The sequence below is a fragment of the Sodalis sp. dw_96 genome, from assembly GCF_018449575.1.
Classification (GTDB): domain Bacteria; phylum Pseudomonadota; class Gammaproteobacteria; order Enterobacterales; family Enterobacteriaceae; genus Acerihabitans.
Genome location: NZ_JAAVUT010000002.1, coordinates 1 through 26,145, shown reverse-complemented (window position 1 = coordinate 26,145; position 26,145 = coordinate 1). Strand labels below are relative to the sequence as shown.

Sequence of the window (26,145 nt, the reverse complement as noted above, 5' to 3'; positions counted from 1 at the left end):
AACAGCAAGTCATGATAACTTGCTGTTTTTTAATTTTTTACTGGCCTTGTCTGGACATCAATGGACAAAACCTTGGGATGGATTGGTCGGCATGAGAGGATTCGAACCTCCGACCCCCGACACCCCATGACGGTGCGCTACCAGGCTGCGCTACATGCCGACTTCATGGGCGCCTATACTACCTTTTCCTGCGTCGATTGCAATAGCCCATTGAATTGACTGCTTTAGATTTAAGCGGTTAGTTGGCAATAAAGCGTTTTTCGTCTGTCAGCACCTGTAACAGCAGCGCTAACTGTGGTTTTGCATGGTGAATCCGTTCACCTTTCACGTCGTAGGTGCGGTAATCGCCGTCGCTTTGCAACAAAATAGTCTGGGTCGGCGTCGTGATGGCCAACGTACCGTTATCACCGCTCACCACCCAATCGTTACGCCGCTGCACAGCGAACAGGTCTTCGCCCTGGGTATAATCGCTGGGGTCGGTGGTACTGTGCAGCAAACGCTGCATCAGGGTGGCGGTAATATCATTATGATCGGTCAGCTTCTCGATTAACTGCGGCGGTGTGCCCGGCCAGTGAACCACCAGGGGAACCTGCAACTGGGGACGGTTAAGGCGGGTACCGGCCTCCCAGCGCCCGTTATCGCCATCGTTCAGCTCTACGCCGTTGGTGGCGGTGATGATAACCACGGTGCGATCCAGGTCGCCCTTGTCGCGCAGTGTTGCGAGTATTTGTCCGATATACCCGTCCAGATGCTGTGCGCCCTGCTGATATTGGCGGGCAAGGGCCGGCGTGTTGTTCTGGTCGGCGTTGATATCGGTACCGTTGAACTCGACAAAAGAGAACCAGGGCGCCGTGCCGGAATAGGCCGATCGCCATTTCTGCCATTGCTGAGCGGTTTGCCCGTCTGTTTGACCTACGGGTTCCGGCAGGCTGAAGTCGGTAAGCAGTGCCTGTCGGTCCAAAGGACTGCTGAAACCGTTGGAAGAGAACAGGCTTAACTGATATCCCTGTTTGCCCAGAGAGTCCAATAGTACCGACGTTTTGCGCGATGCCAGGATCCCGTCCAGATAAGAGGAGGAGATACCGTAAAACAGGCCGAACAGCCCGGTGTCGGAACGATTGCCGGTACTGAAATGGTTAGTGAAAAACACGTTTTGATCGGCGAACTGCTTTAAGGCCGGCATGCGTTGCGCCAGGGTGTCGTTACGCAATGCGCCGGTGGTGATAATCAGCAGATTGTAGCCGCTACCGGTCTTCTGGAACGTGAGGGGACTTAACGGATACTCCACCGCCACCGCTTCGGGATTCCCTTGCCGCACCAGCCGGCGTTCATATTCACGGGCGTCCAGCAAACCATGGCGCTCCAGGAAGCGGCGGGCGGTCATGGGATAAGACAAGGGCAGATTGGCCCGCTGCATGGTGATGGGGCGATAAAAGTTAGCGTCCGCCCAGATATATAGGATATGAGAAGCGAAGAAAGCACAGATCAGCAGTACGGCAATGGGCTTGCCGATTTTATGCCGGTTGAGGCTGCGTAATTTCTGCCAGCTCCAGGTGGCGAACAGCATTTCAATAAGAAATATTACCGGGATGCCGATAAACATCAACTGCCAATCCCGCGCCAATTCCCCCTCATCCGGGTTGACCACCAATTCCCAGACCACCGGATTAAGATGCAGATGGAAGCGGGTAAAGACTTCGGTATCCACCAGTAGCAGCGTTAAACCGGCGGTAGCGATGATTGCCGATAAGAAACGCATCAGGCGCTGGGACATGACAACAAAGGTCAGCGGGAAGATCACCAGTAAATACAGCGTGAAGCCGATAAAGCTGAAATGACCGAGCCAGCTGACAAACGCGTAGGTGCGGCCAGGCAGCGACCCCGGCCAGTCGGCGACGAGCAAATAGCGGCTGCCCAGCCCGAGGCTAAGCAGAATATTGAAGAGTGCGAACCAGTGACCCCAACTGATCATTTGGGAAACTTTGTCACGGTAGCGCTGGCTATTTGTCACCATAATCAGTTTTGGCAGCTAATTAATGCATGTCGGCTTCGCGGACGGAAGACAGCAAGGCCTCGCTGAACGAGCGAGCCAGGGTTTTCCGTTGCTCAGGCGATACGCTGGTATTGATTATATGGGTAATCATGTTACCCAAAACCATTAATGATAAATCCGTCGGCGCACGATGCTGCGTCAGCACCGCCGAGAGTTCGTTTAGTAATGTTTCAATCTGCTCGTCGCTGTAACGGGATGCTTGCGGCATAATATATTCTTCATAACCCCTTAAAACCCGCTATCTTACCGTATCAACACCTCTTTTTCCGCATTTTTATATTTTTCCTGTCCGCGGCGCACGGATTGCCGCTAACCGTTGCAACTCCGGTTGCGGGGGAAGGCTATTCGGTGTTTGAATACGCCTCTCACCAGAAGGAGAATAAATCATGAGTCTGGATATTGACCAGATTGCGTTGCATCAACTTATTAAACGCGATGAGCAAACGCTGGAGCTGATTTTGCGGGATTCGCTGTTGCAGCCGAACGCGGCGGTGGATGAGATGATGGCGGAGCTGCATCGGGTCTACAGCGCCAAGACCAAAGCCTACGGTCTGTTCAATACCGACAGCGAGCTGGCCGAGGCATTACGCCATTGCCGCCGGGGCGATGAGGATTTTCTGGCCTTCACCCGGGCCGCCACCGGCCGGTTGCGCGATGAACTGGCCAAGTATCCGTTTGCCGAGGGCGGCATTGTTCTGTTTTGCCAATACCGTTATCTGGCGGTGGAATATCTGCTTATCGCGGTTCTCTCCAGTTGCAGCAGTATGCGGGTCAATGAGCAGTTGGATATCAGCAGCACCCATTACCTCGATATCAATCATGCGGATATCGTGGCGCGCATTGATCTTACCGAATGGGAAACCAATCCGTCTTCTACCCGCTATCTGACCTTTTTGAAAGGGCGGGTAGGGCGGAAAGTCTCGGACTTTTTCATGGATTTCCTGGCCGCCGCCGAAGGACTGGATACCAAGGCGCAAAATCGCGGCCTGCTGCAGGCGGTGGATGATTATTGCGCCGAGGGGCAGTTGGATAAACAGGAGCGGCAAACCGTGCGCGAGCAGGTTTACAGCTACTGTAAAGAGCAGTTGCAATCCGGTGAAGAGATAGCGCTGGTGGAATTATCCGAGGCCCTGCCGCCGGTGGGGGATAAGTCTTTTCAGGCGTTTTCCAGCGGCGAGGGCTACGCCCTGGAAGAGAGCTTCCCCGCCGATCGCGGCACTCTGCGGCAGTTGACCAAGTATGCCGGCAGCGGCGGCGGTATTACCCTGAGTTTTGACGCGCCGCTGATGGGGGAACGGATTTTTTGGGATCCCGCCACCGATACCCTGACCATCAAGGGCACGCCGCCAAATCTGCGCGATCAGTTGCAGCGTCGGCTGGGGGGCGGCAAGTGAAATTGGCCATCATGCTTAGTGACAAACATGATGGCCGGGAATCGGGGCATCCGTTATTTGTCATCCGGTGCCGGCTGGATAAATCGTTGCCAAAAAAAAACGCCGCTTAGCGGCGTTTTTGAACGTAGTATCACTTACACGCGATTACACGCGAACAAAGTCGATATGCGTCAGTTTCGGTTTGAACGGATGACGTTGCACAGCCTGAACCTTGACCTTGGTTTCTGTACCGTCGATCACCAGCGATAAAACATCGCTGTAAAAACCCGGTTTAGTCTGGGTATTCAGGACAATTTCGTGATCCATTTCAATGGACACCGGCGCTTCCGGGCCACCATACACAATGGCGGGGAATTTGTTGGCGATACGCAGGCGGCGGCTCGCACCCTTACCCTGCTCTTTACGCGTTTCTGCATTAATGATTAGCATTTATTTTCTCGATACTGACAAGTATTCCCGCTACAGGCGACCCAGCAGCGGGTTGGATAGTCTTGCTTTAGAGTAAAGCGGGCGGAATTCTACCGGATTATCCGCCCCGGGGCAAATAAAACGCGGTCACGGACGCAACTCATGGGCCAAACGGTACCGTCCCTGGTAGTCAAAAATTTTCTCCCGCACCCGCCAGAAATGACCCTGGCGGCGGGCGACGACAAAATCCGGGTGGCGCAGCAGCGATGCGGCGGCGCAGATGTCCTGAGCGGTTCGCCAGGGCAGCGGAATGCCCGGCGCCCGCTGGTGCGGCCGCAAAAATCGATAGTCGAACAGCCGCCGCTGCGGCGTAGTGGCGAGGCGGAAACGTTCGCTCACTTCGGCGCCGTCTTCATCATGATAGGTGACCCGGAGCCATTCGCCATGCTCATCGCCGCCGGCGGCCAGCGTCATGCCGCTGCACCGCAGCACCATGGCGTCTTTTAACCTGAGAGCGGCTTTCAGCATATCATCCGGATCCACCATAAGATGATCGCACTGGTGACAGCGCCGGGCGGCGATATCGTTTTCGGCGCCGCATTCGGGGCAGATTTTGAATCTGAAACGGAAATCGCATTGCCGCCGTTCGCCGCCGTCATTTTCCTGCCAGCCCTGGCAGCGCCGGCCATAGTGCTCAATCACGGCGCCGTCCGGCGCGGTTTTGCCCCAAAAAGTATTGGCGAAGCCGCAGAGAGGGCAAAACACCTGCACCGGCTGGCCGGATCCGGCGGGTTTTGGCTCACCTATTTCCGGGAAAAACAGGTCATGGCCGTTACCGGCATAGTCCAGAATGACGCAGCGGGTTTTACCGGGATATAAGCGCAGCCCGCGGCCGACGATTTGCTGATAGAGGCCGACGGATTCGGTGGGACGCAGAATGGCTATCATATCCACATGGGGCGCGTCGAAGCCGGTGGTGAGCACCGCGACATTCACCACGTAACGCAGCGCCTGTTGCCGGAAGGCGTTTATCAGCTCATCGCGCTCGGCGGAAGAGGTTTCGGCGCTGATGAGCGCCGCCTGATCCGGCGGCAGCAGGGCGAGGATCTCGCCGGCATGCTCGACGGTGGCGGCGAAAATCATGACGCCGCGTTTATCCTCGCCGTACTGCCGGATCTGGTTGACTATCAACGGCGTAACTCGACGCTGCCGGCGCAGCTCCAGGTTCAGGTCCGACTCGGCATAATAGCCGTTAAGGCTGGGGGCCAGCCGGCTGAAGTCATATTGCAGTACCGGCATATCCAGGCGTTCCGGCGGCACCAGAAAGCCATGCTTAATCATATAATGCAGCGGCAATTCAAATATGCATTCACGGAAAAAACAGTTTTCATCGCCCCGGACCATGCCGTGGTGGTGATAATGATAAATCCATCCTTTACCGAGGCGAAAAGGGGTGGCCGTCAGGCCCAGGATGCGCAAGTCGGGACGGGACAGGCGCAGATGCTGGATAATCTGCCGGTATTGGCTGTTATCGTCGTCGCTTAAACGGTGGCATTCATCAATGATCAGTAGCGAAAAGGCGTCATCGAACAGCGGCAAATGGCGCGCAACCGACTGCACGCTGCCGAAGACCACTTTGCCCTGGCTGTCGCGCCGCTTTAATCCGGCGGCGAAAATATCCGCGTCAGCGCTCTCCATGCCATGAGTAACCGTGCCATGAGCGTTTGCTTCTGGATTATCCGCTTCATCATTATCCGCGTTATAACCCAGCGCCCGGTATTTTTCATGGTTTTGCGCCACCAGCTCTTTGACGTGGGCCAGCACCAGGACCCGACCGCGGGCTAAACGCGCCAGTTCGGCGATGACCAGGCTCTTGCCGGCGCCGGTGGGAAGGACAATCACCGCCGGCTCGTGATGCCGGCGGAAATAAGCCACCGCGGCGTCTACCGCCTCCCGCTGATAAGGTCGAAGGGTAAAGGCCATTAGGAACTCTGTCCCGCGGCAAGGGGAATGGTGATAAAACGGATAGTAATACGCATCAATAGCATTGTGATGATAAATGTATACCCAATGGGTTTCGCGTTGCGGCGGCCCCTAAGGGGCGAGGCCATGGATGAGCCGAGTAACTAAGCCAACACCGCCGCAACTCGAAAGATTAAGGGTATATCGCGTTGTCCGCTAGGCTCGGGGCCCAAGCCCCGTTATACTGCGACGTATCTCAAGCCCATGCGGCTCTTTCTGTTCTATCCCACGGCATCCCCGGTGCAATACCGGACGCGTCAACGCGCAGGGCTGGGGATCGACAGGCGTTTAAAGATTACAGGCAAAACAGACTTAATGCGACTGGACAAATTTTTATCTCAACATTTAGGCATCAGCCGGGCGCTGGTGCTGCGTGAACTCCGTGGGAAGCGGGTTACGGTGGACGGCGAAATCATCAAGCAAGGATCCTTCCAGCTGTTGCCGCAGCACGAAATCCGCTTTGACGGCAACCCGTTGAAACAAATCATCGGGCCCCGCTATTTTATGTTGCATAAGCCCCAAGGCTATGTCTGCTCCACCGACGATCCCGATCATCCCACCGTGCTCTATTTTATGGATGAGCCGGTGCCGGATAAATTGCATGCCGCCGGGCGTCTTGATATCGATACCACCGGCCTGGTGCTGATGACCGATGACGGCCAATGGTCCCATCGGATTACCTCTCCTAAGCATCATTGCGAGAAAACCTACCGGGTGACGCTGGCGGAACCTCTGTCCGCGGACGGCGCCCGCCAGCTAACCGAGGGGGTCATGCTGCATGGCGAAACGCTGCCCACCCGTCCGGCGGTGCTTGAGGTGCTGTCTGAACAAGAAGTGCGTTTGACCATCAGCGAAGGGCGCTACCACCAGGTGAAACGAATGTTTGCCGCCACCGGCAACCGGGTGGAAACCCTGCATCGTGAACGCATCGGCGCCATCGTGCTGGATGAGAGCCTGCAGCCGGGGGAATACCGCCCGTTGACCCGCGAAGAAATTGACAGCATCGGCGCACCGGTAAAGTAACAGTTTGTTGCCTGGACAGGGCGGCTCATTAAGGAGTGGTATAGCGTGCAAGCGTCCCAAAAATCCCATATCGGGTTAATTGTCATCCTCGGTTTGTTATCGATGCTGATGCCGCTGGCCATCGATATGTATTTACCGGCCATGCCCACCATCGCCAGCGAATTCGGCGTCAGCGCCGGCAGCGTGCAAATGACCCTCAGCGCGTATGTTTTGGGATTCGCCGTCGGCCAGCTTTTTTACGGCCCGCTGGCGGACAGCCTGGGGCGCAAGCCGGTGATATTGTTCGGCACCTTTTGTTTCGCCCTGACAGCCGCGGCCTGTGCGTTATCCCATTCGGTGGATCAGCTGATTTACATGCGATTATTGCATGGATTGTCCGCCGCTGCCGCCAGCGTGGTGATCAACGCCCTGATGCGCGACATGTTCACCAAAGACGATTTTTCCCGCATGATGTCATTTGTGGTGCTGGTGATGACGGTGGCGCCGCTGTTGGCGCCGCTTATCGGCGGTGCACTGCTGCTTCTTTTCAACTGGCATGCCATTTTCTGGATCATGAGCCTGGCGGCGCTGGTGGCCACCGTGCTGGTGTTGCTGTATATCCGGGAAACCTTGCCACGTGAACGGCGGCAGAAATTTCACCTGCGCACCACTATCGGCAATTTCGGCGCGCTGTTTCGTCACAAACGGGTTTTCTGCTATATGCTGGCCAGCGGTTTCTCTTTCGCCGGACTTTTCTCGTTTCTCAGCGCCGGCCCGTTTGTCTACATCAATATCAACGGCGTTTCGCCGCAGCATTTCGGCTACTACTTTGCCCTGAATGTGGTGTTTCTGTTTATCATGACGCTGATAAACAGCCGCAGCGTAGGACGCTTCGGCGCTCAGCGGATGTTCCGGCTCGGTCTGATTATCCAATTGCTGATGGGTATCTGGCTGGTGATTGTGTGCGCCTTTAATCTGGGTTTCTTGCCGCTGGTCATCGGAGTGGCGGTCTTCGTCGGCTGCGTGGCGATGGTCACCTCCAACGGCATGGCGGTTATTCTCGATGATTTTCCCCATATGGCCGGTACCGCTTCTTCCCTGGCCGGCACCCTGCGTTTCGGGGTAGGGGCCGTAATAGGCGCGGTTCTGTCGCTGGCGACCTTCAACAGCGCCTGGCCGATGGTCATCTCCATGGCATTCTGCACATTGACCGCCATGCTCTGCTACGTTTACGCCAGCCGTCCCCGACGTAGCGCCAAGGTCACCGCGTAACTCCGGCAGCGCTACCCTGATAGGGCCGGTCCCGCCATCACAGATCGTGCAACGAGCCTGTTAAAGGGAGACCGTGCCAATGAGGTCGAATCGGGCGTGGTTTTTCCGCCCGACCGAGCGCCTCATGGCAGGGTAGGCCCGCCATCACCGATCGTGCAACGAACGAGTTAAAGGGAGACCGTGCCAATGAGGTCGAATCGGGCGTGGTTTTTCCGCCCGACCGAGCGCCTCATGGCAGGGTAGGCCCGCCATCACAGATCGTGCAACGAGCCTGTTAAAGGGAGACCGTGCCAATGAGGTCGAATCGGGCGTGGTTTTTCCGCCCGACCGAGCGCCTCATGGCAAGGTAGGCCCGCCATCACCGATCGTGCAACGAACGAGTTAAAGGGAGACCGTGCCAATAACCGTTGTTCGAAAAATGTAAATCAATATCGTGCGATAAGTTATGCAAATGCATAAAAAAGGGTTGTGCTTACCCGCTGAACGCGGTACATATAGGCCGAAAAAGCGATCTACTTCTCATTTCTGGGGTTAAAAAGACATTGTTGTAAACAATTAAGCCAACCTTGTCATTCTAACATTATTATTTTGTGATAAAATTGTTACCAGCCATTTGATTACCTTTGGGGATAGGCAGTGAATAATTTACAATTATCCGTTATACATCGCCTACCGCAATCTTATCGCTACTTAAACGGATTTTGCGGTATCAAGGTTGAACCCATTGACCCGGAGGGCAGCGGGGAGAACGAGTTGGTGGGCCTGACGCTGCTCAATCATGAGGGCAGCAACGCGTGGGAAACCATGCGTGAATTGGCGGGCTCGCTGATGGATATCCAGGTTTCTTGTTCAGTGCTGGAATACGAAGGACAGCCTTGCCTGTTTTTACATCGCGATGATGAATGCACCGCGTTATGCCGCTTGAAAAATATCGGCGTGGCCATCGCCGAACCCGCCGCGGCTCCCTATATCACCTGACGGCTTTTGCCTCGGTTCCGGGCGCCGGCGCGGGCGTCCGCCAGCCTTAGCGATCGCTTGATTGCAACAGCTGTTTAGTATACTCCGCCGTCGGCGAATCAAAGATTTGACCGCAGTCTCCTTGTTCCACCACTTCCCCCTGACGCAGCACAATCACCTGATGGCACATGGCCCTGACCACCTGCAAATCATGGCTGATAAAGAGATAGGTCAGCTGATGTTTCTCCTGCAGCGATTTCAGCAACTGCAAAATCTGCGCCTGGACCGAGCGGTCCAGGGAAGAAGTGGGTTCATCCAGGATCACCAGCTCCGGTTGCAGGATAAGCGCGCGGGCAATGGCGATGCGCTGACGCTGGCCGCCGGAAAACTGGTCGGGATAGCGGTTACGGGTTTCGGGATCCAGCCCCACCTCCTGCAAGGCGGTAATCACCCGCTGTTCCTGTTCCTCCGGGGAATAATGATGATGGACCCGAAGCCCCTCCACCACGATTTGCGCCACCGACAGCCGGGGATTGAGGGCAGAGTTCGGGTCTTGAAACACCACCTGGATACGGCGCCGTATGGGCAGCATCTGCCGTCGGTTAAACTGGTGCAGGGGCTGATTTGCAAACCAGATTTCCCCATCGGATTTCAGCAGGCGCAGCAGAGCCAGCGCCGCCGTGCTTTTGCCCGACCCGGATTCACCCACCAATCCCAGACTTTCCCCGCGCCGCAGGGTAAAATTAACTCCGTTCAAGACCCGTTTTTCCGTCACTCCCCGGCGCAACAGTCCCCGTTGCCGGGAAAATGACACTCCAAGGCCGTTGACCCTGAGCAGGGGGATTGCCCCCGGGTCCACCGGCAGGGGACAGCCGCCGTGCTCGGCCGCCAACAATTTACGGGTATAATCATGACGCGGAGCGCTGAAAAGCGTTTGGCAAGGGCTGATTTCCACGCATTTGCCGTCTTTCATCACCGCCACGTTATCCGCCAGCCGGCGGACGATATTCAGGTTGTGCGTAATAAACAGCAACGCCATGCCCATTTCGCGGCGCAGATCGGCCAACAGCTGCAGAATTTGCGCCTGAACCGTTACATCCAGGGCGGTAGTAGGTTCATCGGCTATCAATAATTTCGGCCGGGTCAATAACGCCATGGCGATCATCACCCGCTGCCGCTCGCCGCCGGACAATTGATGAGGGAAATCCCGTAGCCGCGAAGAGGCATGGCGAATCCCCACCCGATCGAGGCTGGCGAGCACCTCGGCACGGGCGGATTCTCCCCTCATGCCCCGATGCAGGGTCAGTACTTCCAGCAGCTGCTTTTCAATGGTGTGCAGCGGATTGAGGGAGGACATGGGTTCCTGGAAAATCATGGCGATATCGTTGCCACGTACCCGCCGCAACGCGGTTTCATCCGCATGGAGGAGAGTGTGCCCCTGAAACAGGATATCGCCGTGACTATAGACGGCGGGAGGCGACGGCAGTAACCGCAGCACCGATAAGGCGGTGACGCTTTTACCGGAGCCGGATTCCCCCACCAGGGCCAATGTCTCGCCGGCGTCGACCGTCAAGGAAATCCGATCCACCACCTCGCGGCAGGTCTCCCCCTGTCGGAAGGCGACGCTCAGCTCTTGAATCTGCAGTAAAGGTGCGGTCATGGTTAATGGCCCTTGCCGGGGTCGAAAGCGTCGCGTACCGCCTCGCCGATAAAAATCAAAAGCGACAACACCAGGGCCAGCATCACGAACGCGGTAATGCCCAGCCAGGGCGCCTGCAGGTTATTTTTGCCTTCCAGCAATAAATTGCCCAGGGAGGGCGAGCCTATGGGCAGGCCGAAGCCGAGGAAATCCAGTGAGGTCAGGGTGGTAATGGAGCCGCAGAGAATAAACGGCATAAAGGTCAATGTGGCCACCATGGCGTTGGGCAGCATATGGCGCAGCATAATCATGCCGTCGCTGACCCCCATGGCCTGAGCGGCTCGGATATAATCAAAATTACGGGTGCGCAGGAATTCGGCCCGAACCACCCCCACCAGGCTCATCCAGCCGAACAGCACGGTAATGCCCAGTAGCCACCAAAAATTCGGCGGCACCACGCTCGACAGCAGGATAATCAAAAACAGCGTCGGCATGCCCGACCAGACTTCGATAAAGCGCTGGCCCCACAAATCCAGCCTGCCGCCGTAATACCCCTGGCTGGCGCCGGCGATAATGCCTATCAGGCTGGAGAACAAGGTCAAGGCCAGGCCGAACAGCATCGACAGACGAAACCCATACAGTAAATTCGCCAGCACGTCTTTGCCGGCGCTGTCGGTACCCAGCCAGTTTTGTCCATTGGGGGGCGAAGGGAAGGGTTGCCGGGTAGCAAAATTGATGGTGCGGTAGTCGTAGCGAATGGGGGTCCACAGCGCCCAGCCATGGGATTCCAGCCGATGAGCGACATAAGGATCGCGATAATCGGTGGCGGTGGCCAGTTGACCGCCGAAGGTGGTTTCGTCATAGCTGAACAGCAGGGGAAAATACAAACGCCCTTCATAGCGCACCAGCAGGGGCTTGTCGTTGGCCACCAGCTCCGATCCCAGGCTCAGGACGAACAGCAGCAGAAACAGCCATAACGACCAATAACCGCGGCGATTGCGGCGAAAACGCGCCCAACGCGCCTGATTTACCGGGCTTAATCCGCTCATTGCCGTCCCTCGAAATCAATGCGTGGATCCACCAAGGTGTACGTCATATCGCTGATAATATTCAGTAACAGGCCGATCAGGGTAAAAATATACAGGGTGCCGAACATTACCGGATAATCCCGTTGCAGGGTGGCATCGTAACCCAGCAATCCCAGCCCGTTAAGGGAAAACATCACTTCAATCAGCAGCGAACCGGTAAAAAACATGCTGATAAAAGTCGCGGGAAAACCGGCTATCACCAATAGCATGGCGTTGCGAAATACGTGGCGGTAGAGAATCTGGTTTTCATCCAGTCCCTTGGCCCGGGCGGTAATGACGTACTGCTTGTGGATTTCATCCAGAAAGGCGTTTTTGGTCAGCATGGTCAGGGTGGCGAACCCGCCGATCACCGTGGCCAGCACCGGTAGCGTAATATGCCAAAGATAGTCGGTTATCTTTTTATACCAGGGCAGAGTGTCGAAATGGCTGGAGACCAGCCCGCGCAGCGGGAACCAGTCGAGATAACTGCCGCCGGCAAACAGCACTATCAGTAAAATGGCGAACAGAAATGCCGGAATGGCATAACCGACGATAATCAAGGTGCTGCTCCAGACATCAAAGCCGCTGCCGCTGTGCACCGCTTTCCTGATCCCCAAAGGAATCGAAACGAGATAAATAATCAGCGTGCTCCATAAGCCGAGGGTGATGGAGACCGGCAGGCTCTCCTTTATCAGTTCCATGACCGACGCTCCGCGAAACAGGCTGTCGCCGAAATCAAAGCGCACATAATTCCACAGCATGGTGAAATAACGCACGTGCAGCGGTTTATCAAAGCCATAGCGTTTAGTGATTTCCGCAACGACTTCCGGATCCAGTCCTCGTGCGCCGCGATACTGGCTGTCGCCGATTTGCCCGCCGTGCAGTGCCTGGACACGGGCGGTGGGATCGCCGCCGTGGCTGCCGGAGTAACCGCTTTGCTGCCCCATTTCAATGGCGGCAATGGCTTGATCCACGGGGCCGCCGGGGGCGATTTGCACGATAAAAAAATTCAGGGTGATAATGGCCCACAGTGTGGGTATGACCAGTAACAATCGACGCAGTAAATAGGACGTCATGCAAACCCCTCTGTTAGCGCCGTTCCACCGGCAATTTCGCCGACCGGTTGACATCGTACCACCAGGTATCAAAACCCAGCGCATAGGTGGGACGGATTTCCGGCATGGCGAACTTGTCCCAATACGCCAGCCGGGTCTGTTGGGAGAACCACATGGGGATCATGAATTGATTCCAGGTCAGTACCCGATCCAGTGCCCGCCCGAGGGAAAGCAGGGCTTTTTCGTCCCCTTGGTGATGGACGATTTCATTGATCAGACGGTCAATGGCGGGATCTTTGACGCCGGGGCGGTTATAGGTGGATTCCACATAAGCCGAACCCCACATGATCTGTAAATCCCCACTGGGATAAGGGAACGGGGCATAGGTGGAGGGCATCATATCAAAATCGCGCTTGCGTAGCCGGTTGGTGAATTGCGCACTGTCCACTTCCCGTATCTGGAGGGCGATGCCCAACCGTTGAAGGTTATGCTGAAACGGCAGAATGTACTGACTGTTGCCGCCGCTCATCAGCATCATTTCAAACTGGAAGGGTTTGCCGGTTTTGCTGTTCACCAGTTGCTGGTTTTTCAATTCCCAGCCGGCTTCTTTTAACAGCGCCAGCGCCTTAAGCAGGTTTTTCCGATCGTATCCGCTGCCGTCCGAGACCGGCGGATGGTAGATGTCGGTAAAGACCTCGGGCGGGATCTGTCCTTTCAGAGGCGCCAGCCAGGCCAGCTCGGCGGCGTCGGGATACCCTGTGGCGGCATAGTCGGTATTGATAAAATAGCTGTTAACCCGTTCATAGCCGTTAAAGAAAAGCGCCTTGTTCATCCATTCGAAATCGAATGCCAGGGCGATGGCCTCGCGCACCCGTCTGTCGGCAAACAGCGGACGCTGGATATTAAATGCCAGCCAGGGCGTACTGACCGGGGCGTTATTAGGCACTTCCTGCTTGACGATATAACCGCGATCGAAATTACCGCCGTGATATTGGGTGGCCCAATTTTTTGGCGAGGTTTCCACCCGCAGATCGAAAGCACCCGCCTTAAAGGCCTCCAGCGCGACATTGTCGTCCAGGTAATAGTCATAACGGATAGTGTCGAAATTATTTCGCCCACGATTGACCGGCAGGTTTTCTCCCCAGTAGTCCTTGACCCGGGAATACGTCACGTATTGCCCGGTGCGCCAGGCGGTAATGCGATAAGGGCCGCTGGCGGGGGGCGGCGAGGACAGCGGGTCGCTTAGTTTGTGATGTTGCCAGTAATTTTCCGGCAGGATGGGTAAGTCCAGTAAACCAAGCAGCTTGTCTTTATCGGGCTGGGGAAACTCATAGCGCACGGTTAACGGCGCAATGGCGGTGGCGGTGACGCCTTTATAATACAGCCGAAATTGAGGTACTCCTTCGGTCATGAATTTATTGAAGGTAAAGGCGACATCCCGCGCGGTGATGGGCTGGTGATTATGATAGCGGGCCCGGGGGTTGATGTTAATCTCAATCCACCTGAAATCCGACGGATAACGCGCGGATTCCGCCACCAAGGGGTAATAACTGCCTATTTCATCGTCGGAGGTGGTGAACAGTGAGTCATACAGCTGCTCGGTCCGCATGGCGGCCGACCCCCGCAAGGCGTAGCGATTGAAATTATCGAAAGTGCCGATGGCGGCCAAGGTGACTGCGCCGCCTTTGGGGGCGGCGGGATTGACGTAATCGAAATGATTGAAATCGCTGCTGTACTTCGGTTCTCCCAACAGCGCAAACGCATAACCTTCGTTGATGGTCTCGGCGTGCGGACCGTAGCTGACAATACTGAAAACCAGCACTATCCAAAGACGTAATAACATCAGGTTACGCTCCTGCGCAGATGCTGACTGGCTCAAGCCGAAAAAAAGAGAAATTGTTTGAGTCACTAGTATAATAGTTACATTAACGATTTTTATAATCTTAATGTCAAAATTATCAGATGGATTTTTGATTTATCGCGTTAGCAAAATGAGGCAGGGGGCGGGAGAGAGTTCAGCAGTGCGCCGGCTGGCTTTAACATATTCTATCATTGAGCGCAACGAATAATAGGGTAAATAGTTAAGAAAATATGTATCCCTGAAACGTTCTTAATTAGCCTTATGAAGCAGGCGGAAAAGGGGGCTCATCTATTAATGAACGTCCGTTAATTAAATTCCACGAACGTCAATATCATCAACATACAGCAAATTATTAATTAAATAATCTAAATATGAGATTTACAAAACTTTAAGAATGGACATAAAAAAGCCGCTTTATAATAGCGGCTTTCCCTTTTAAGCTAAAGGGCGGTTACGTTTCAAGTACGGTTCGGCATTAAGGACGTTTAAATAATAACCATTATTTAGCTTTGAGTACCACGGACCAGGACTCTTCGCGCTTCACGATAGCGCTTTTTCCAATAATCTTCGTTCATGCTGGATATCATGACACCACTGGTGGTTGAAGCATGAACAAATTGATCATTGCCTAAATAAATTCCCACATGACGACCGGTGGAACCCGCGTGGAACAAGACTAAATCACCCGGACGCAGCTTGGTGCGCTGGATTTTAGAGCCCATACCCTGCTGTTCCGTGGTGGAACGAGGTAATTCAAGGCCGAACTGCTCTTTGAAGGTCATTTGGACAAATGCTGAGCAATCAATACCACGCTTGGTACTGCCGCCCAACCTATAACGCACACCTTTCCAGACGGCGTATTGATCCATAATCTTCGTTTTTATATCGACATTACGGACCATTTCTTCAAATTGATCCTGAGAGGCTTGCAGTGAAGACTGATCATTATCATTAACTGCATGCATCTCAGCGGTTTGCCTAGAACTCTGAGAACTACAGGCGGAAAGCACTACCGCTACCGCCACTGCGGGGATTAGCCGCAGAACATATCTCAAAATAGGTTGAGATTTGACCATTATAAGTGTTATCCCTTAAAGTCCTTAGCGACGGTGCCGCTATAAAATGCCAAACGAATCGAGAATAAAGCGCAAATACCAATCGACCAAATATTATTCCTGCATTGTGTGGTTTCTCTCACACATTTTTATTGGCATAAATATCAGTCCATGAGTACGGCGAATTTGAGGTTACCGTAATGAATAAGGGAAAGCGAGAATTTTTATCGACTAATTTATAACTTTTGATGATGTGAAAGTTTAATGAAAATAAGGTTAAAAAACGGATCATATGTATAACATTTCGTGGCTAGAGGGCGGCGGGCGGGGAAAGTTGGCCGGCGGGAAAACGCAAACCGGGCCTTCGGCGTTAACGTTATTTACGATTATCCGCGCAAAGCGTCAACGACGACATAATTAAATCCTATTGGAATCAGTTGGCCCCGACACCCGGCAGAAACTGATTAATGCGGTTCACCAGCTTATCGCAGGCATCGGTAAGCAGCCACCAGCTCAGCCCCACCAATAGCACTGACAGCGATCCCACAGCGATATCGGTAAACCAGTGGGCGCCTATCATGACCCGCGGCATCGAGAACATCACCAGGATCAGCAGACCGCCGATAAACGCGCGCCGGCCAAAGTAGCGCCACATATAAACGGCGAAGATCATAAGCAGCATGCCGTGGTCGCCGGGAAAGCTGTCTGCGGAGGCGTCTTTGGTGGGGATATCCACTAACTGCGATATGCGCGCCACGCGGGGGTCATTTTCGAAGAATAGCGTCGGACTGCCATGGCTGACGGGCAACAAATGGCCCGCCTGATTGAGCACCACCGCCGAAAGCAGCATCACGATACCGATACTTATCATCCGGTAGCGTTTTTCCTGGTCGGACCGGCGGTAATAGTGCAGGTAGATCCCGCCCATGAACAACAGGGCAATGGCATCAAACGCGCGATAATTGGTGATGGCCAGGAACAGGGCAAGCGCATGGCTATGGTTCATCCAGTCGTTAAAAAACAGGAAGATGGACGAATCGATAGCGAACCAGTAGCCATGGTTCTGGGGCAAATACCAGGAGAAAAACAGCGCAACTCCCAAAATATTGAGCGCTATGATAACCCGTAAACGACGCATGATACGAAACCGACATGAAAATCAACATTATTTTAATAATAATAAAGCTATTTTAAACGTGCTTTCAACAACGAAGATTGTAATGTATTCCAATCGACGGGCGCGGGGTTGATCAATTCGATTCGGCTATCCGGCGGCGGCGCCGAACGGGTCTCGATAAACAAATCATCCCCCTGACGATTAACCATTAATGCCCCTTCAGCGATGCGCAGGACGCCTTTGACCCGCTCCACTGGCGCCAACCTCGCCCATTCCAGCAGGCGGACGGTATCAAAAATGGTTTCGCCGTCAAAAATCCAGCCGCAGGATTCATAACCCTGTCCGTTGTTCAATGCACGGCGCCAACCGGTACGGTTGGGCAGGCTAAGGGCCGCCAGGCCGGTTTTTTCGACGTGCGGGGCGTGATGGTGCGCTCCCTCGGGCAGACTCCGCAGATTGCGCCGCGGGCTGTCCAGCAGCGTGGGGGAAATCCGGCCGCGGGTGGCGCTGATTATCCGCCTGTCGCCCCCATTGTCCCGCGCCCAGGCCGCGAGCTGCGCCCGGTCATGCCGGCTGTAGCCGTCCTGCTTGTTGGCGATGATGATATCCGCCGCCGCCAGCTGATCGCGGAAGTTTTCATTAGTGGTATAACGCGCGTCGCTGAGCTGACGGGCGTCGAGCAGGCACAGGGTCGCCTGCAGCGTTAACCAGCTTTCATAAAACGGCGAAGCAAGCAGCTGGAGGATTTGTTTCGGGTGACCGAGGCCGGTGGGCTCAATCAGCAATCGGTGCGGATGAACGCGCTGCAGCAGGGTATTAAGCCCCACCTGCATCGGCAGGCCGTTGACACAGCACATGCAGCCGCCGGGGATCTCTTTGAGAAAAGCGCCGGTATCGGCCAGCAGGGCGCCGTCGATACCGATTTCGCCGAACTCGTTCACCAGCACCGCCCAGCGTTCATCTGCCGGCTTGTGCGCCAGCAGGTGCAGCAGGGTGGTGGTTTTCCCGCTGCCGAGAAAACCGGTTACCAGGGTCGTTTTTGCGATCATGGGATTTGGCTGTATCGGTGACGATGCCGGCCCCTCAATCGGCGCGGCTCATATAGCGGCGTTCGGCCACGTGGATACGGATTTTTTCACCGCTGTTGAGGTATTCCGGTACCGATACCGTCAAACCGGTGCTCATCAGCGCCGGTTTGGTACGGGCGCTGGCCGAGGCTCCCTTGATGCCCGGCGTGGTCTCGATAATCTCGAGATCAACCGTTTGCGGCAACTCCAGCGCCAGCACCAGTCCGTCCATGGTCAGCACCTGCATGCCGGGGATACCGCCTTCGGGTATAAACAACAGCTCGTCTTCAATTTGATCTTTTTTGAACGGATACGGGGTGTAATCCTCGTCGTCCATAAAGATATATTCATCGCCGTCAATGTAAGAAAAGGTCACCGACCGGCGGACCAGATCAATGGTATTGAGTATATCGTCGCCCTTGAATCGTTCTTCCACCTTCAGTCCGGTACGGACGTCGGAAAAACGCATTTTATAGAGCGTACTGGCCCCACGTGCGCTCGGGCTTTGGATATCAATATCTTTTACCAGCAAGAGTTTGCCATTGTAATTTACCGCCATACCGCGCTTAATTTCGTTTGCTCTAGCCATTAACATGGACCTGTTTAATTGTGTCGGAATCTATGGCGACACGTTACCGTTACCGGGCGTTCCAGGCAAGGGGGAAGTGAGTGTGTCGCGGGGCAGCGGCGAATCTACATCACGTATGCGCCACATGCAATACGCGGCGCCGGCAATCATAAACAATGCCACATAAAAAACCGTATGCAATTGCCAGATTTCCGATATCAATCCGGCCAGCGACCCGGCGAAAATCCAGCCGACCCGTCCGGTATTGGTAAACAGCGTGGTGGCCGCGCCGGCCTGACCGGGCATTAAATCCTGAAAATAGATCATGCCTATACCCGCCAGTATCCCGATGAACACCGCATTGAGCAGTTGCAGCAGCAGCAGCGCCGTCGCATCGGTAAACAGAATAAGCCCCAGGTAGAACAGCAGGCCGGCCCCCACAGCGACGCGCATCAACAGGCGATTACCATAATGTCTTGAAACATACCCGGCAATGAGCATGGTGGGAATTTCCAGGCCGGCGGAGGTCCCCATCATGATCCCGGCCATCTTTTCCGGCAGCCCCAATTCATGGATCAGGTATAAAGGCATGTTGATAAGATACATGCAGTTGCAGGTCCACATCAGGGTACAGGCGATAAACAGCAGCAACGTGTCCCGGCGATTGCGCCGGGGGGCTTCCAGCACCGCTTCTGTTTTAAGCAATGACTTGCGCATGGTGGGCAATAGCAGCCACACCAGACCGCCGCACACCACAAAGGTGACCGCCGCCATCATATACATGGCCTGGAAACCAAAACCCAGCGCCAGGGCAAAGGCCAGCGGCGGGCCAATCACCCAGGCCAGGGACACCTGCGCGCGCATGACCGAACTGAACATCACCGACTCGCGGCCGCTGTGGTCGGCGTGTTCCCGGGCCAGGGCAAACAGCTGCGGGTTGGCGGTGGAACCGAAGCTGGTGAGCAGCACGCCGAACACCAGCAGGACAAAGTAGTTGCGGTTAAAGGCGAAAAGCACGCAACCCGCCGCCCCCAGGACGCAGCACTGGAAGATCAGCTGTTTGCGGTCACCCTTTTTATCGGAACGACCGGCCAGGAACTGACTGACCACAATGCCTATCACGGCGCTGCCGGTGTAAAACAGTCCCACCATAAACGGGCGGGCCTGCACGTCGGTGGAAAGAAATAGACTCAATGTCGGGAGCTGTAGCGCGCCGGCGATGCCGGACAGAAAAGCTATCACCAGAAATGCCGAAGCGGTCATATCCGGTAAGCGCCGCGGAAGGGCGATAGGCGTATTCATGTGTATTTGGGGTCTAAATCACAAAACGGAGGTGGACGCGGGCATCATACGCCGGTTACGGCAAAACAAAAGTCTCTGGCGAAAAATAATACAATTGCGGCCGGTTCATGCCATTTTTTGCTAAAGAGCCGGGCAAACGACGGACGGGTTAATCCCCGTTCTTGATTTTTATAGTATAAACGAAACGCCGGTTCTTCAGCCTATGTCATAGTACTTCAGCATGACTTCAGCCCCGGGAGGTAAAAAGAGAATTTCGCGGACATTATGTCAGCAAAATGTGCGTCGCTTCAAAGATTCGATAGTAATAATTAACTGATGCTTGCATTAAGTTTCTCAACGTTGGAGACTTTATTGAAACGTTTCAGCGCCATGGGCGGAGTATTTCCGCAGTAATGGCGCGATTATTTCCCATTAAAGCTGAATCGATTCAATTTCAGCAAGCGAGGAGAAGTATGTTTGAGTTGTCATTGAACGATATTCACCTCGGTGCCCAGGCCCCGAACAAGCAAGAGGCTATCACGAGGGTGGCCGCGGCGTTGACGCAGGCAGGCTACGCGCGGGAAGGCTACCTCAACGGCATGTTGCAGCGCGAACATCAAACCTCGACTTTTTTGGGCAGCGGCATCGCCATTCCCCACGGAACCCCCGATACCCGAGATCAGGTTTTGAAAACCGGGGTTCAGGTCTTCCAGTTTCCCCAGGGTATCGATTGGGGCGACGGGCAAATGGCTTATGTGGTCATTGGCATCGCCGCCCGTTCCGACGAACATCTGGCGCTGCTGCGTCAGCTGACGCATGTGTTAAGCGATGAAAAGATGGCGGACCGCCTGGCCACCACCACCGATGCGGAGGAGTTGCGCAGCGTGCTGACCGGCGAGCGGTTGCCCGCGCCTTTCCTGTTTGATATTTCGCTGATGGCGCTGGATATCGCCGCTGAAGATATGATGACCCTTAAGGCGCTGAACGCCGGCCGCCTTCAGCAAGCCGGGGCGGTGGATGCCGATTTCGTCAGTGACGTGGTAAGCGGTAACCCGCTGAATCTCGGCCAGGGTATTTGGCTGAACGACGCCACCCGGGGCAATCTGGCCAGCGCGGTGGCGGTGAGTCGGCCCCTGGCGGCGTTCAACCTGGACGGGCAGTCGGTCGCCCTGCTGGTGACCGTGGCCATGGCGGATGACCAACCGCTTACCGTATTGAATACCTTAGGCGATCTGGTGCTGGCCGGGCAGACGGAACGCCTGCTCACCGCCGATGCGCCCGGGTTGCTGGCCCTCCTTAGCGGCGAAGCGCCGCAACAGGGATCGCAGCTGAGCGCGGAATTCGTTATTCGCAACGAGCATGGCTTGCATGCCCGGCCGGGCACCGCCTTGGTGAATGTTATCAAGCAATTCGATAGCGCCGTCACCGTCACTAATCTTGACGGCAGCGGCAAGCCGGCCAACGGACGCAGTTTGATGAAGGTAGTGGCCCTGGGCGTCCAGAACGGTCACAGATTACGTTTTACCGCCGACGGCGCCGATGCTGAACAGGCGCTGAAAGCCATTGGCGAGGCAATTGCCTCCGGACTTGGAGAGGGTGTGGCATGAGCAGGCGCGTAGCAACGATCACGTTAAATCCGGCATATGATTTAGTCGGATTTTGTCCCGTCATTGAACGGGGAGAAGTTAACCTGGTGCAAACGACCGGACTGCACGCGGCGGGTAAAGGGATAAACGTAGCCAAGGTATTAAAAGACTTGGGTATCGATGTCACGGTAGGGGGATTTTTAGGTAAGGAGAACCAGGACGGTTTTCAATTGCTGTTCAGCGATCTGGGTATCGCCAACCGCTTCCAGGTGGTGCAGGGACGAACCCGCATTAATGTCAAGCTGACGGAAAAGCAGGGCGATGTAACCGATTTCAATTTTTCCGGTTTTAATGTGACGCCGCAGGATTGGGAACGCTTCGTCAATGACTCCCTGACCTGGCTCGGCCAGTTCGATATGGTGGCGGTGAGCGGCAGCCTGCCGACGGGCGTTGCGCCGGAAGCCTTTACCGACTGGATGATAAAACTGCGCAGCCACTGCCCGTGCATTATCTTCGACAGCAGCCGCGAAGCGCTGGTGGCGGGTTTGAAAGCGGCGCCCTGGCTGGTAAAACCTAATCGTCGCGAGCTGGAAATCTGGGCCGGGCATAAATTGCCCACCCTGGCGGATGTGGTCACCGCCGCCCATGCCCTGCGGGAGCAGGGCATCGCCCATGTGGTTATCTCCCTCGGGGCGGAAGGGGCGTTATGGGTTAACGCCTCCGGCGCCTGGCTGGCAAAACCGCCGGCTTGTGAAGTGGTCAGCACGGTGGGTGCCGGCGATTCCATGGTGGGCGGCCTGATTTATGGTTTGTTGATGCGCGAATCCAGCGAACATACGCTGCGCCTGGCCACCGCCGTGGCGGCGCTGGCGGTAAGCCAAAGTAACGTCGGCGTCACCGATCGTCCCCAGTTGGCCGCGATGATGGCCAGGGTCGAATTGAAACCTTTTAATGACCAGCAGGAGGCAAAATGAAAACGCTGCTGAAAATAGAGAGCTCACTGGGGCAGGCACGGGGCCATCTGGTGAAAAAATTATTGGCGGCCGCCGCTGCCGATGCCGGGCTGACCCTGGTGGATTCCGCGGAAGAAGCTGAACTGGTGGTGGTGGTGGGCGCGCCCGATAGCGCCGATGCCGGGCTGAACGGGAAAAAGGTCTATTTCGGCGAGGCGGCCCAGGCCGCAAGCCAGCCCGCGGCCTTTCTGGTCCAGGCGAAAAATGCCGCCGAAATTTACCAGGCGCCGGCGCAGAGCGCCTTAGGGCCGTTAAGCTCCTCCGTCGGTCCGAAACGCATTGTCGGCGTTACCGCGTGTCCCACCGGGGTGGCGCATACCTATATGGCGGCGGAAGCCATAGAAGGGGAAGCGAAAAAACGCGGCTGGTGGGTCAAGGTGGAAACGCGCGGCTCGGTGGGGACGGGTAACGCCATTACCGATGAAGAGGTCCGGCAGGCGGATCTGGTAATCGTGGCCGTGGACATCGAAGTGGATCTGTCTAAATTCGCCGGCAAGCCCATGTACCGCACCAGTACCGGACTGGCGCTGAAAAAGACCGCGCAGGAACTGGATAAAGCGGTGCAGGAAGCCGCTGTTTATCAGCCGGATACGCAAAAAAGCGGCGCGGCGGCGGTTCAAGAGAAAAAGACCACTACCGGGCCCTACCGCCATTTGCTCACCGGCGTATCCTACATGCTGCCGATGGTGGTGGCCGGGGGGCTGTGCATCGCCTTATCCTTTATATTCGGTATCCATGCGTTTGAACAGCCCGGTACGCTGGCTGCGGCATTGATGCAAATCGGCGGCAAATCGGCTTTTGCGCTGATGGTCCCGGTACTGGCGGGCTTTATCGCCTTTTCCATCGCCGATCGGCCGGGGCTTACGCCGGGACTGGTGGGGGGCATGCTGGCGGTCAGCACCGGCGCCGGTTTTATCGGCGGCATCATCGCCGGTTTCCTGGCCGGATACGTGGCGAAGCTTATCAGCACCAAGCTGCCTTTGCCGCAAAGCATGGCCGCGCTGAAGCCGATATTGATAATCCCGCTTATCGCGAGTTTGATAACCGGCCTGGTAATGATTTACGTAGTGGGTACACCGGTGGCGAAAATCCTCACCGCGCTAACCGGTTGGCTGCAATCCATGGGCACCGCCAATGCCGTCGTCCTGGGCGCGATTTTGGGCGCCATGATGTGCAGTGATATGGGTGGTCCGATTAATAAAGCCGCTTATGCTTTCGGCGTGGCGCTGCTCAGTACCCAGACTTACGCGCCGATGGCGGCGGTGATGGCCGCGGGGATGGTGCCGCCGTTGGGCATCGCCGTTGCCACGTTGCTGGGGCGTAATAAGTTTGAAAAGACCGAACGCGAAGCCGGTAAAGCCGCCTTTGTTCTCGGCCTGTGTTTCATCACCGAGGGCGCGATTCCTTTTGCCGCGCGGGATCCGTTTCGGGTTATCCCTAGCTGCATGGTTTCCGGCGCGGTAACCGGGGCATTGTCCATGTACTTCGGCGCGAAACTGATGGCGCCCCACGGCGGCATGTTTGTCCTGCTGATCCCGGGAGCCATTACGCCGGTGTTCCTGTACCTGGTGGCCATCGCCGCCGGCACCCTGCTGCTGGGCGTGCTGTATTCCGTGTTGAAGCGTCCGGATCAGGAACTGGCCAAGGCGCTGGCCTGACAGGTCCGGCAGCCCGATCCACTCCGGGCTGCCGAACTCATTATTTTTTATCTCCGCCGTCCATGGATTTCAGCCAGGCGATTTCATCGGGCCAGATGGCGGGATTCACCGTCTCCAGGATCAGCGGGATACCATTAAAGCGCTGATCGCCCATAATCCAGGCAAACGCGGTTTTGCCGATATTACCTTCTCCCAGGCTGTGATGGCGATCGACCCGGCTGTTTAATAGGGTTTTGGCGTCGTTAAGGTGCATGCCGCGCAAATATTTAAAGCCGACGATACGGGCAAAGTCCTCAAAGGTCTGCTCACAGGCCTCTTCGGTGCGCAGATCGTAACCGGCGGCAAAGGCGTGGCAGGTATCGATACAGACCCCCACCCGGCTTTTGTCTTCCACCTGATGAATAATCGCCGCCAGATGTTCGAATTGAAACCCCAGATTGCTGCCCTGGCCGGCGGTATTTTCAATCACCGCCGTCACGCCGTCGGTTTTTTCCAGGGCGATATTGATGGATTCGGCGATGCGCGCCAGACATTCTTTTTCATCGATTTGCTGTAAATGACTGCCGGGATGAAAATTCAGCAGGGTCAACCCCAGTTGCCGGCAGCGGGTCATTTCGTCTATAAAGGCGTCGCGGGATTTCTGCAGCGCTTCTTGTACCGGATGGCCGAGATTTATCAGGTAACTGTCGTGGGGCAGGATTTGCGCGGCCGAGAATTGGTATTTTTCGCAGGCGGCCTGGAATTTTTCAATATCGCCTTTATCCAGATCCGACGCTTTCCATTGCCGCTGGTTCTTGGTAAATAAAGCAAACGCCGTCGCTTCGAGTTCATGGGCTCGTATAACCGCCTGATCCGCTCCGCCCGCGGCGCTGACATGGGCACCAACAAATTTCATGACTTTCTCCTCGAATTTCGATGGGTTAACATGCTCATAACCAGCAATAATACATTATTGGGGCGTTACCCCCTAATAGCAGGATCTCAGCGTCTCATGCATATCACCTTGCGCCAATTGGAAATTTTTACCGAGGTTTTGAAAAGCGGTTCCACAACCCAGGCTTCCACTGTCATGGCGCTTTCACAGTCGGCAGTGAGCGCGGCGCTGACCGATTTGGAGAATCAGCTGGCGGTCAAGCTGTTCGATCGCGTGGGTAAACGGCTGGTGCTGAACGAGCACGGCCGGCTTCTCTATCCCCGCGCGGTGGCGCTGCTTGAGCAGGCCGGGGAGATAGGCCGGCTGTTTCATCAGGGCAACGGCGCATTGCGTCTGTTTGCCAGCAGTACCATCGGCAATTATATTCTGCCGGAAATCATTGCCGCTTATCGGCGGGATTTTCCCGACGCCCCGCTGGGGTTGCAGGTGGGGAATAGCCAGGATGTGATCAACGCGGTAATGGATTTTCGCGTCGATTTGGGATTGATTGAAGGCCCCAGCCATAATCCGGCGCTGGTGACGCAGCCCTGGCTGCGGGACGAACTGGTGGTGTTCGCCGCGCCGGACAATCCCCTGGCGGGCCGGTCCTTAACCCTCGAAGAGCTCGCGGACGCGCCCTGGATACTGCGGGAACAGGGTTCGGGCACCCGGGAAATCGTCGATTATCTCCTGCTGGCGCAGCTGCCCCGTTTCCAGTCGGTCATGGAGCTCGGTAACTCGGAAGCCATTAAACATGCGGTACGCCACGGCCTGGGCATCAGTTGCCTGTCCCAACGGGTGGTGGCCGAAGCGCTGGCCCTGGGCACATTGGTAACGCTTACCCTGCCGTTGCCGCCGCTGATGCGCACCCTGTATCTGGTGCACCACCGTCAAAAACATCTCTCCCAGGCCCTGACCCGGTTCCAGCGCTATTGCCAGGGTGATATCCGATCATCGGTGTGCAACGAGCCTGATAAAGGGAGAGCGCGCCAATGAGGTCGAATCGGGCGTGGTTTTTCCGCCCGACCGAGCGCCTCATGGCACGCTAGGCCTGCGATCATCGAACGTGCAACGAGCCTGTTAAAGGGAGAGCGCGCCAATGAGGTCGAATCGGGCGTGGTTTTTCCGCCCGACCAAGCGCCTCATGGCACGCTAGG

At 55.8% G+C, this 26,145-nt stretch carries 21 protein-coding genes, 1 tRNA gene and 1 pseudogene; 8 read left to right on the top strand and 15 right to left on the bottom strand.

Going from position 1 to position 26,145, the window contains the following annotated elements:
* Window positions 1-83: 83 nt before the first annotated feature.
* The 3 genes from HB631_RS03250 to HB631_RS03240 all read right to left on the bottom strand — a co-directional run bounded on the left by HB631_RS03250 (window position 84) and on the right by HB631_RS03240 (window position 2,261).
* Window positions 84-160 (bottom strand) — tRNA-Pro (locus HB631_RS03250).
* Between the two features lie 78 nt (window positions 161-238).
* Window positions 239-2,014: an LPS biosynthesis-modulating metalloenzyme YejM gene (gene yejM / locus HB631_RS03245; protein ID WP_213989735.1), complete on the bottom strand. Its 1,776-nt coding sequence runs from the start codon at window positions 2,012-2,014 to the stop codon at window positions 239-241.
* A 19-nt stretch (window positions 2,015-2,033) separates the two neighbouring features.
* Complete coding sequence (locus HB631_RS03240; RefSeq protein WP_213989734.1) at window positions 2,034-2,261, bottom strand: YejL family protein; 228 nt, start codon at window positions 2,259-2,261, stop codon at window positions 2,034-2,036.
* Between the two features lie 178 nt (window positions 2,262-2,439).
* On the opposite strand from HB631_RS03240, the gene yejK reads away from it, so the two are divergent.
* Entirely contained in the window at window positions 2,440-3,447 is a 1,008-nt protein-coding gene (gene yejK / locus HB631_RS03235; RefSeq protein WP_213989733.1) for a nucleoid-associated protein YejK, read from the top strand.
* Between the two features lie 144 nt (window positions 3,448-3,591).
* Here the strand turns inward: yejK and rplY are convergent, their stop codons facing one another.
* Both rplY and HB631_RS03225 read right to left on the bottom strand, forming a co-directional pair.
* Window positions 3,592-3,876 (bottom strand): 50S ribosomal protein L25, encoded by a 285-nt coding sequence (gene rplY, locus HB631_RS03230; RefSeq protein WP_213989732.1) that lies wholly within the window; start codon window positions 3,874-3,876, stop codon window positions 3,592-3,594.
* Window positions 3,877-4,002: 126 nt separating this feature from the next.
* Entirely contained in the window at window positions 4,003-5,838 is a 1,836-nt protein-coding gene (locus HB631_RS03225) for a DEAD/DEAH box helicase family protein (RefSeq protein WP_213989731.1), read from the bottom strand.
* Window positions 5,839-6,192: 354 nt separating this feature from the next.
* On the opposite strand from HB631_RS03225, the gene rsuA reads away from it, so the two are divergent.
* The 3 genes from rsuA (at window position 6,193) to HB631_RS03210 (ending at window position 9,129) form a co-directional block, all read left to right on the top strand.
* On the top strand, window positions 6,193-6,900 hold the full coding sequence (gene rsuA, locus HB631_RS03220) for a 16S rRNA pseudouridine(516) synthase RsuA (protein ID WP_213989730.1): 708 nt from the start codon (window positions 6,193-6,195) through the stop codon (window positions 6,898-6,900).
* A 45-nt stretch (window positions 6,901-6,945) separates the two neighbouring features.
* Window positions 6,946-8,151, top strand: coding sequence for a Bcr/CflA family multidrug efflux MFS transporter (locus HB631_RS03215; RefSeq protein WP_213989729.1), 1,206 nt, complete (start codon window positions 6,946-6,948; stop codon window positions 8,149-8,151).
* Between the two features lie 636 nt (window positions 8,152-8,787).
* A complete protein-coding gene (locus tag HB631_RS03210; protein WP_213989728.1) occupies window positions 8,788-9,129 on the top strand; it encodes a YejG family protein in 342 nt (113 codons plus the stop codon).
* 46 nt (window positions 9,130-9,175) lie between these two features.
* Here HB631_RS03210 and yejF read toward each other — a convergent pair whose 3' ends face one another.
* The 9 genes and pseudogenes from yejF to HB631_RS03165 all read right to left on the bottom strand — a co-directional run.
* On the bottom strand, window positions 9,176-10,768 hold the full coding sequence (gene yejF / locus HB631_RS03205) for a microcin C ABC transporter ATP-binding protein YejF (protein WP_213989727.1): 1,593 nt from the start codon (window positions 10,766-10,768) through the stop codon (window positions 9,176-9,178).
* A 2-nt stretch (window positions 10,769-10,770) separates the two neighbouring features.
* Entirely contained in the window at window positions 10,771-11,796 is a 1,026-nt protein-coding gene (locus HB631_RS03200) for a microcin C ABC transporter permease (RefSeq protein ID WP_213989726.1), read from the bottom strand.
* A complete protein-coding gene (locus HB631_RS03195) occupies window positions 11,793-12,890 on the bottom strand; it encodes a microcin C ABC transporter permease YejB (RefSeq protein ID WP_213989725.1) in 1,098 nt (365 codons plus the stop codon). Before HB631_RS03195 ends, HB631_RS03200 begins: the two co-directional genes overlap by 4 nt.
* Before the next feature lie 13 nt (window positions 12,891-12,903).
* Window positions 12,904-14,712, bottom strand: a complete 1,809-nt coding sequence (locus tag HB631_RS03190; protein WP_213989724.1) for an extracellular solute-binding protein — start codon at window positions 14,710-14,712, stop codon at window positions 12,904-12,906.
* A gap of 521 nt (window positions 14,713-15,233) precedes the next feature.
* Window positions 15,234-15,806, bottom strand: coding sequence for a bifunctional murein DD-endopeptidase/murein LD-carboxypeptidase (gene mepS / locus HB631_RS03185; protein ID WP_213989723.1), 573 nt, complete (start codon window positions 15,804-15,806; stop codon window positions 15,234-15,236).
* A gap of 412 nt (window positions 15,807-16,218) precedes the next feature.
* A complete protein-coding gene (locus tag HB631_RS03180) occupies window positions 16,219-16,923 on the bottom strand; it encodes a phosphatase PAP2 family protein (RefSeq protein ID WP_218626927.1) in 705 nt (234 codons plus the stop codon).
* A gap of 47 nt (window positions 16,924-16,970) precedes the next feature.
* On the bottom strand, window positions 16,971-17,951 hold the full coding sequence (locus tag HB631_RS03175; protein ID WP_218626926.1) for a GTP-binding protein: 981 nt from the start codon (window positions 17,949-17,951) through the stop codon (window positions 16,971-16,973).
* A gap of 34 nt (window positions 17,952-17,985) precedes the next feature.
* Window positions 17,986-18,558 (bottom strand): elongation factor P-like protein YeiP, encoded by a 573-nt coding sequence (gene yeiP / locus HB631_RS03170; protein ID WP_213989722.1) that lies wholly within the window; start codon window positions 18,556-18,558, stop codon window positions 17,986-17,988.
* A gap of 105 nt (window positions 18,559-18,663) precedes the next feature.
* A pseudogene (locus tag HB631_RS03165) lies at window positions 18,664-19,839 on the bottom strand (sugar efflux transporter); the annotation flags it as partial.
* Window positions 19,840-20,291: 452 nt separating this feature from the next.
* Here HB631_RS03165 and fruB point away from each other — a divergent pair.
* Genes fruB through fruA form a run of 3 tightly spaced genes read left to right on the top strand, consistent with a single transcriptional unit; the run spans window position 20,292 to window position 24,075 of the window.
* Window positions 20,292-21,425 (top strand): fused PTS fructose transporter subunit IIA/HPr protein, encoded by a 1,134-nt coding sequence (fruB, locus tag HB631_RS03160; protein ID WP_213989720.1) that lies wholly within the window; start codon window positions 20,292-20,294, stop codon window positions 21,423-21,425.
* Window positions 21,422-22,378: a 1-phosphofructokinase gene (gene fruK, locus HB631_RS03155; RefSeq protein ID WP_213989719.1), complete on the top strand. Its 957-nt coding sequence runs from the start codon at window positions 21,422-21,424 to the stop codon at window positions 22,376-22,378. The genes fruB and fruK overlap by 4 nt, the downstream gene beginning before the upstream one ends.
* A complete protein-coding gene (gene fruA / locus HB631_RS03150; RefSeq protein WP_213989718.1) occupies window positions 22,375-24,075 on the top strand; it encodes a PTS fructose transporter subunit IIBC in 1,701 nt (566 codons plus the stop codon). The genes fruK and fruA overlap by 4 nt, the downstream gene beginning before the upstream one ends.
* Window positions 24,076-24,115: 40 nt before the next feature.
* Here fruA and nfo read toward each other — a convergent pair whose 3' ends face one another.
* Window positions 24,116-24,970, bottom strand: a complete 855-nt coding sequence (gene nfo, locus HB631_RS03145) for a deoxyribonuclease IV (RefSeq protein ID WP_213989717.1) — start codon at window positions 24,968-24,970, stop codon at window positions 24,116-24,118.
* 96 nt (window positions 24,971-25,066) lie between these two features.
* Here nfo and yieE point away from each other — a divergent pair, with 96 nt between their 5' ends.
* Window positions 25,067-25,984 carry a DNA-binding transcriptional regulator YeiE gene (gene yieE, locus HB631_RS03140; protein ID WP_213989716.1) on the top strand — a complete coding sequence of 306 codons (918 nt, stop codon included), beginning with the start codon at window positions 25,067-25,069 and terminating at the stop codon, window positions 25,982-25,984.
* Window positions 25,985-26,145 lie beyond the last annotated feature (161 nt).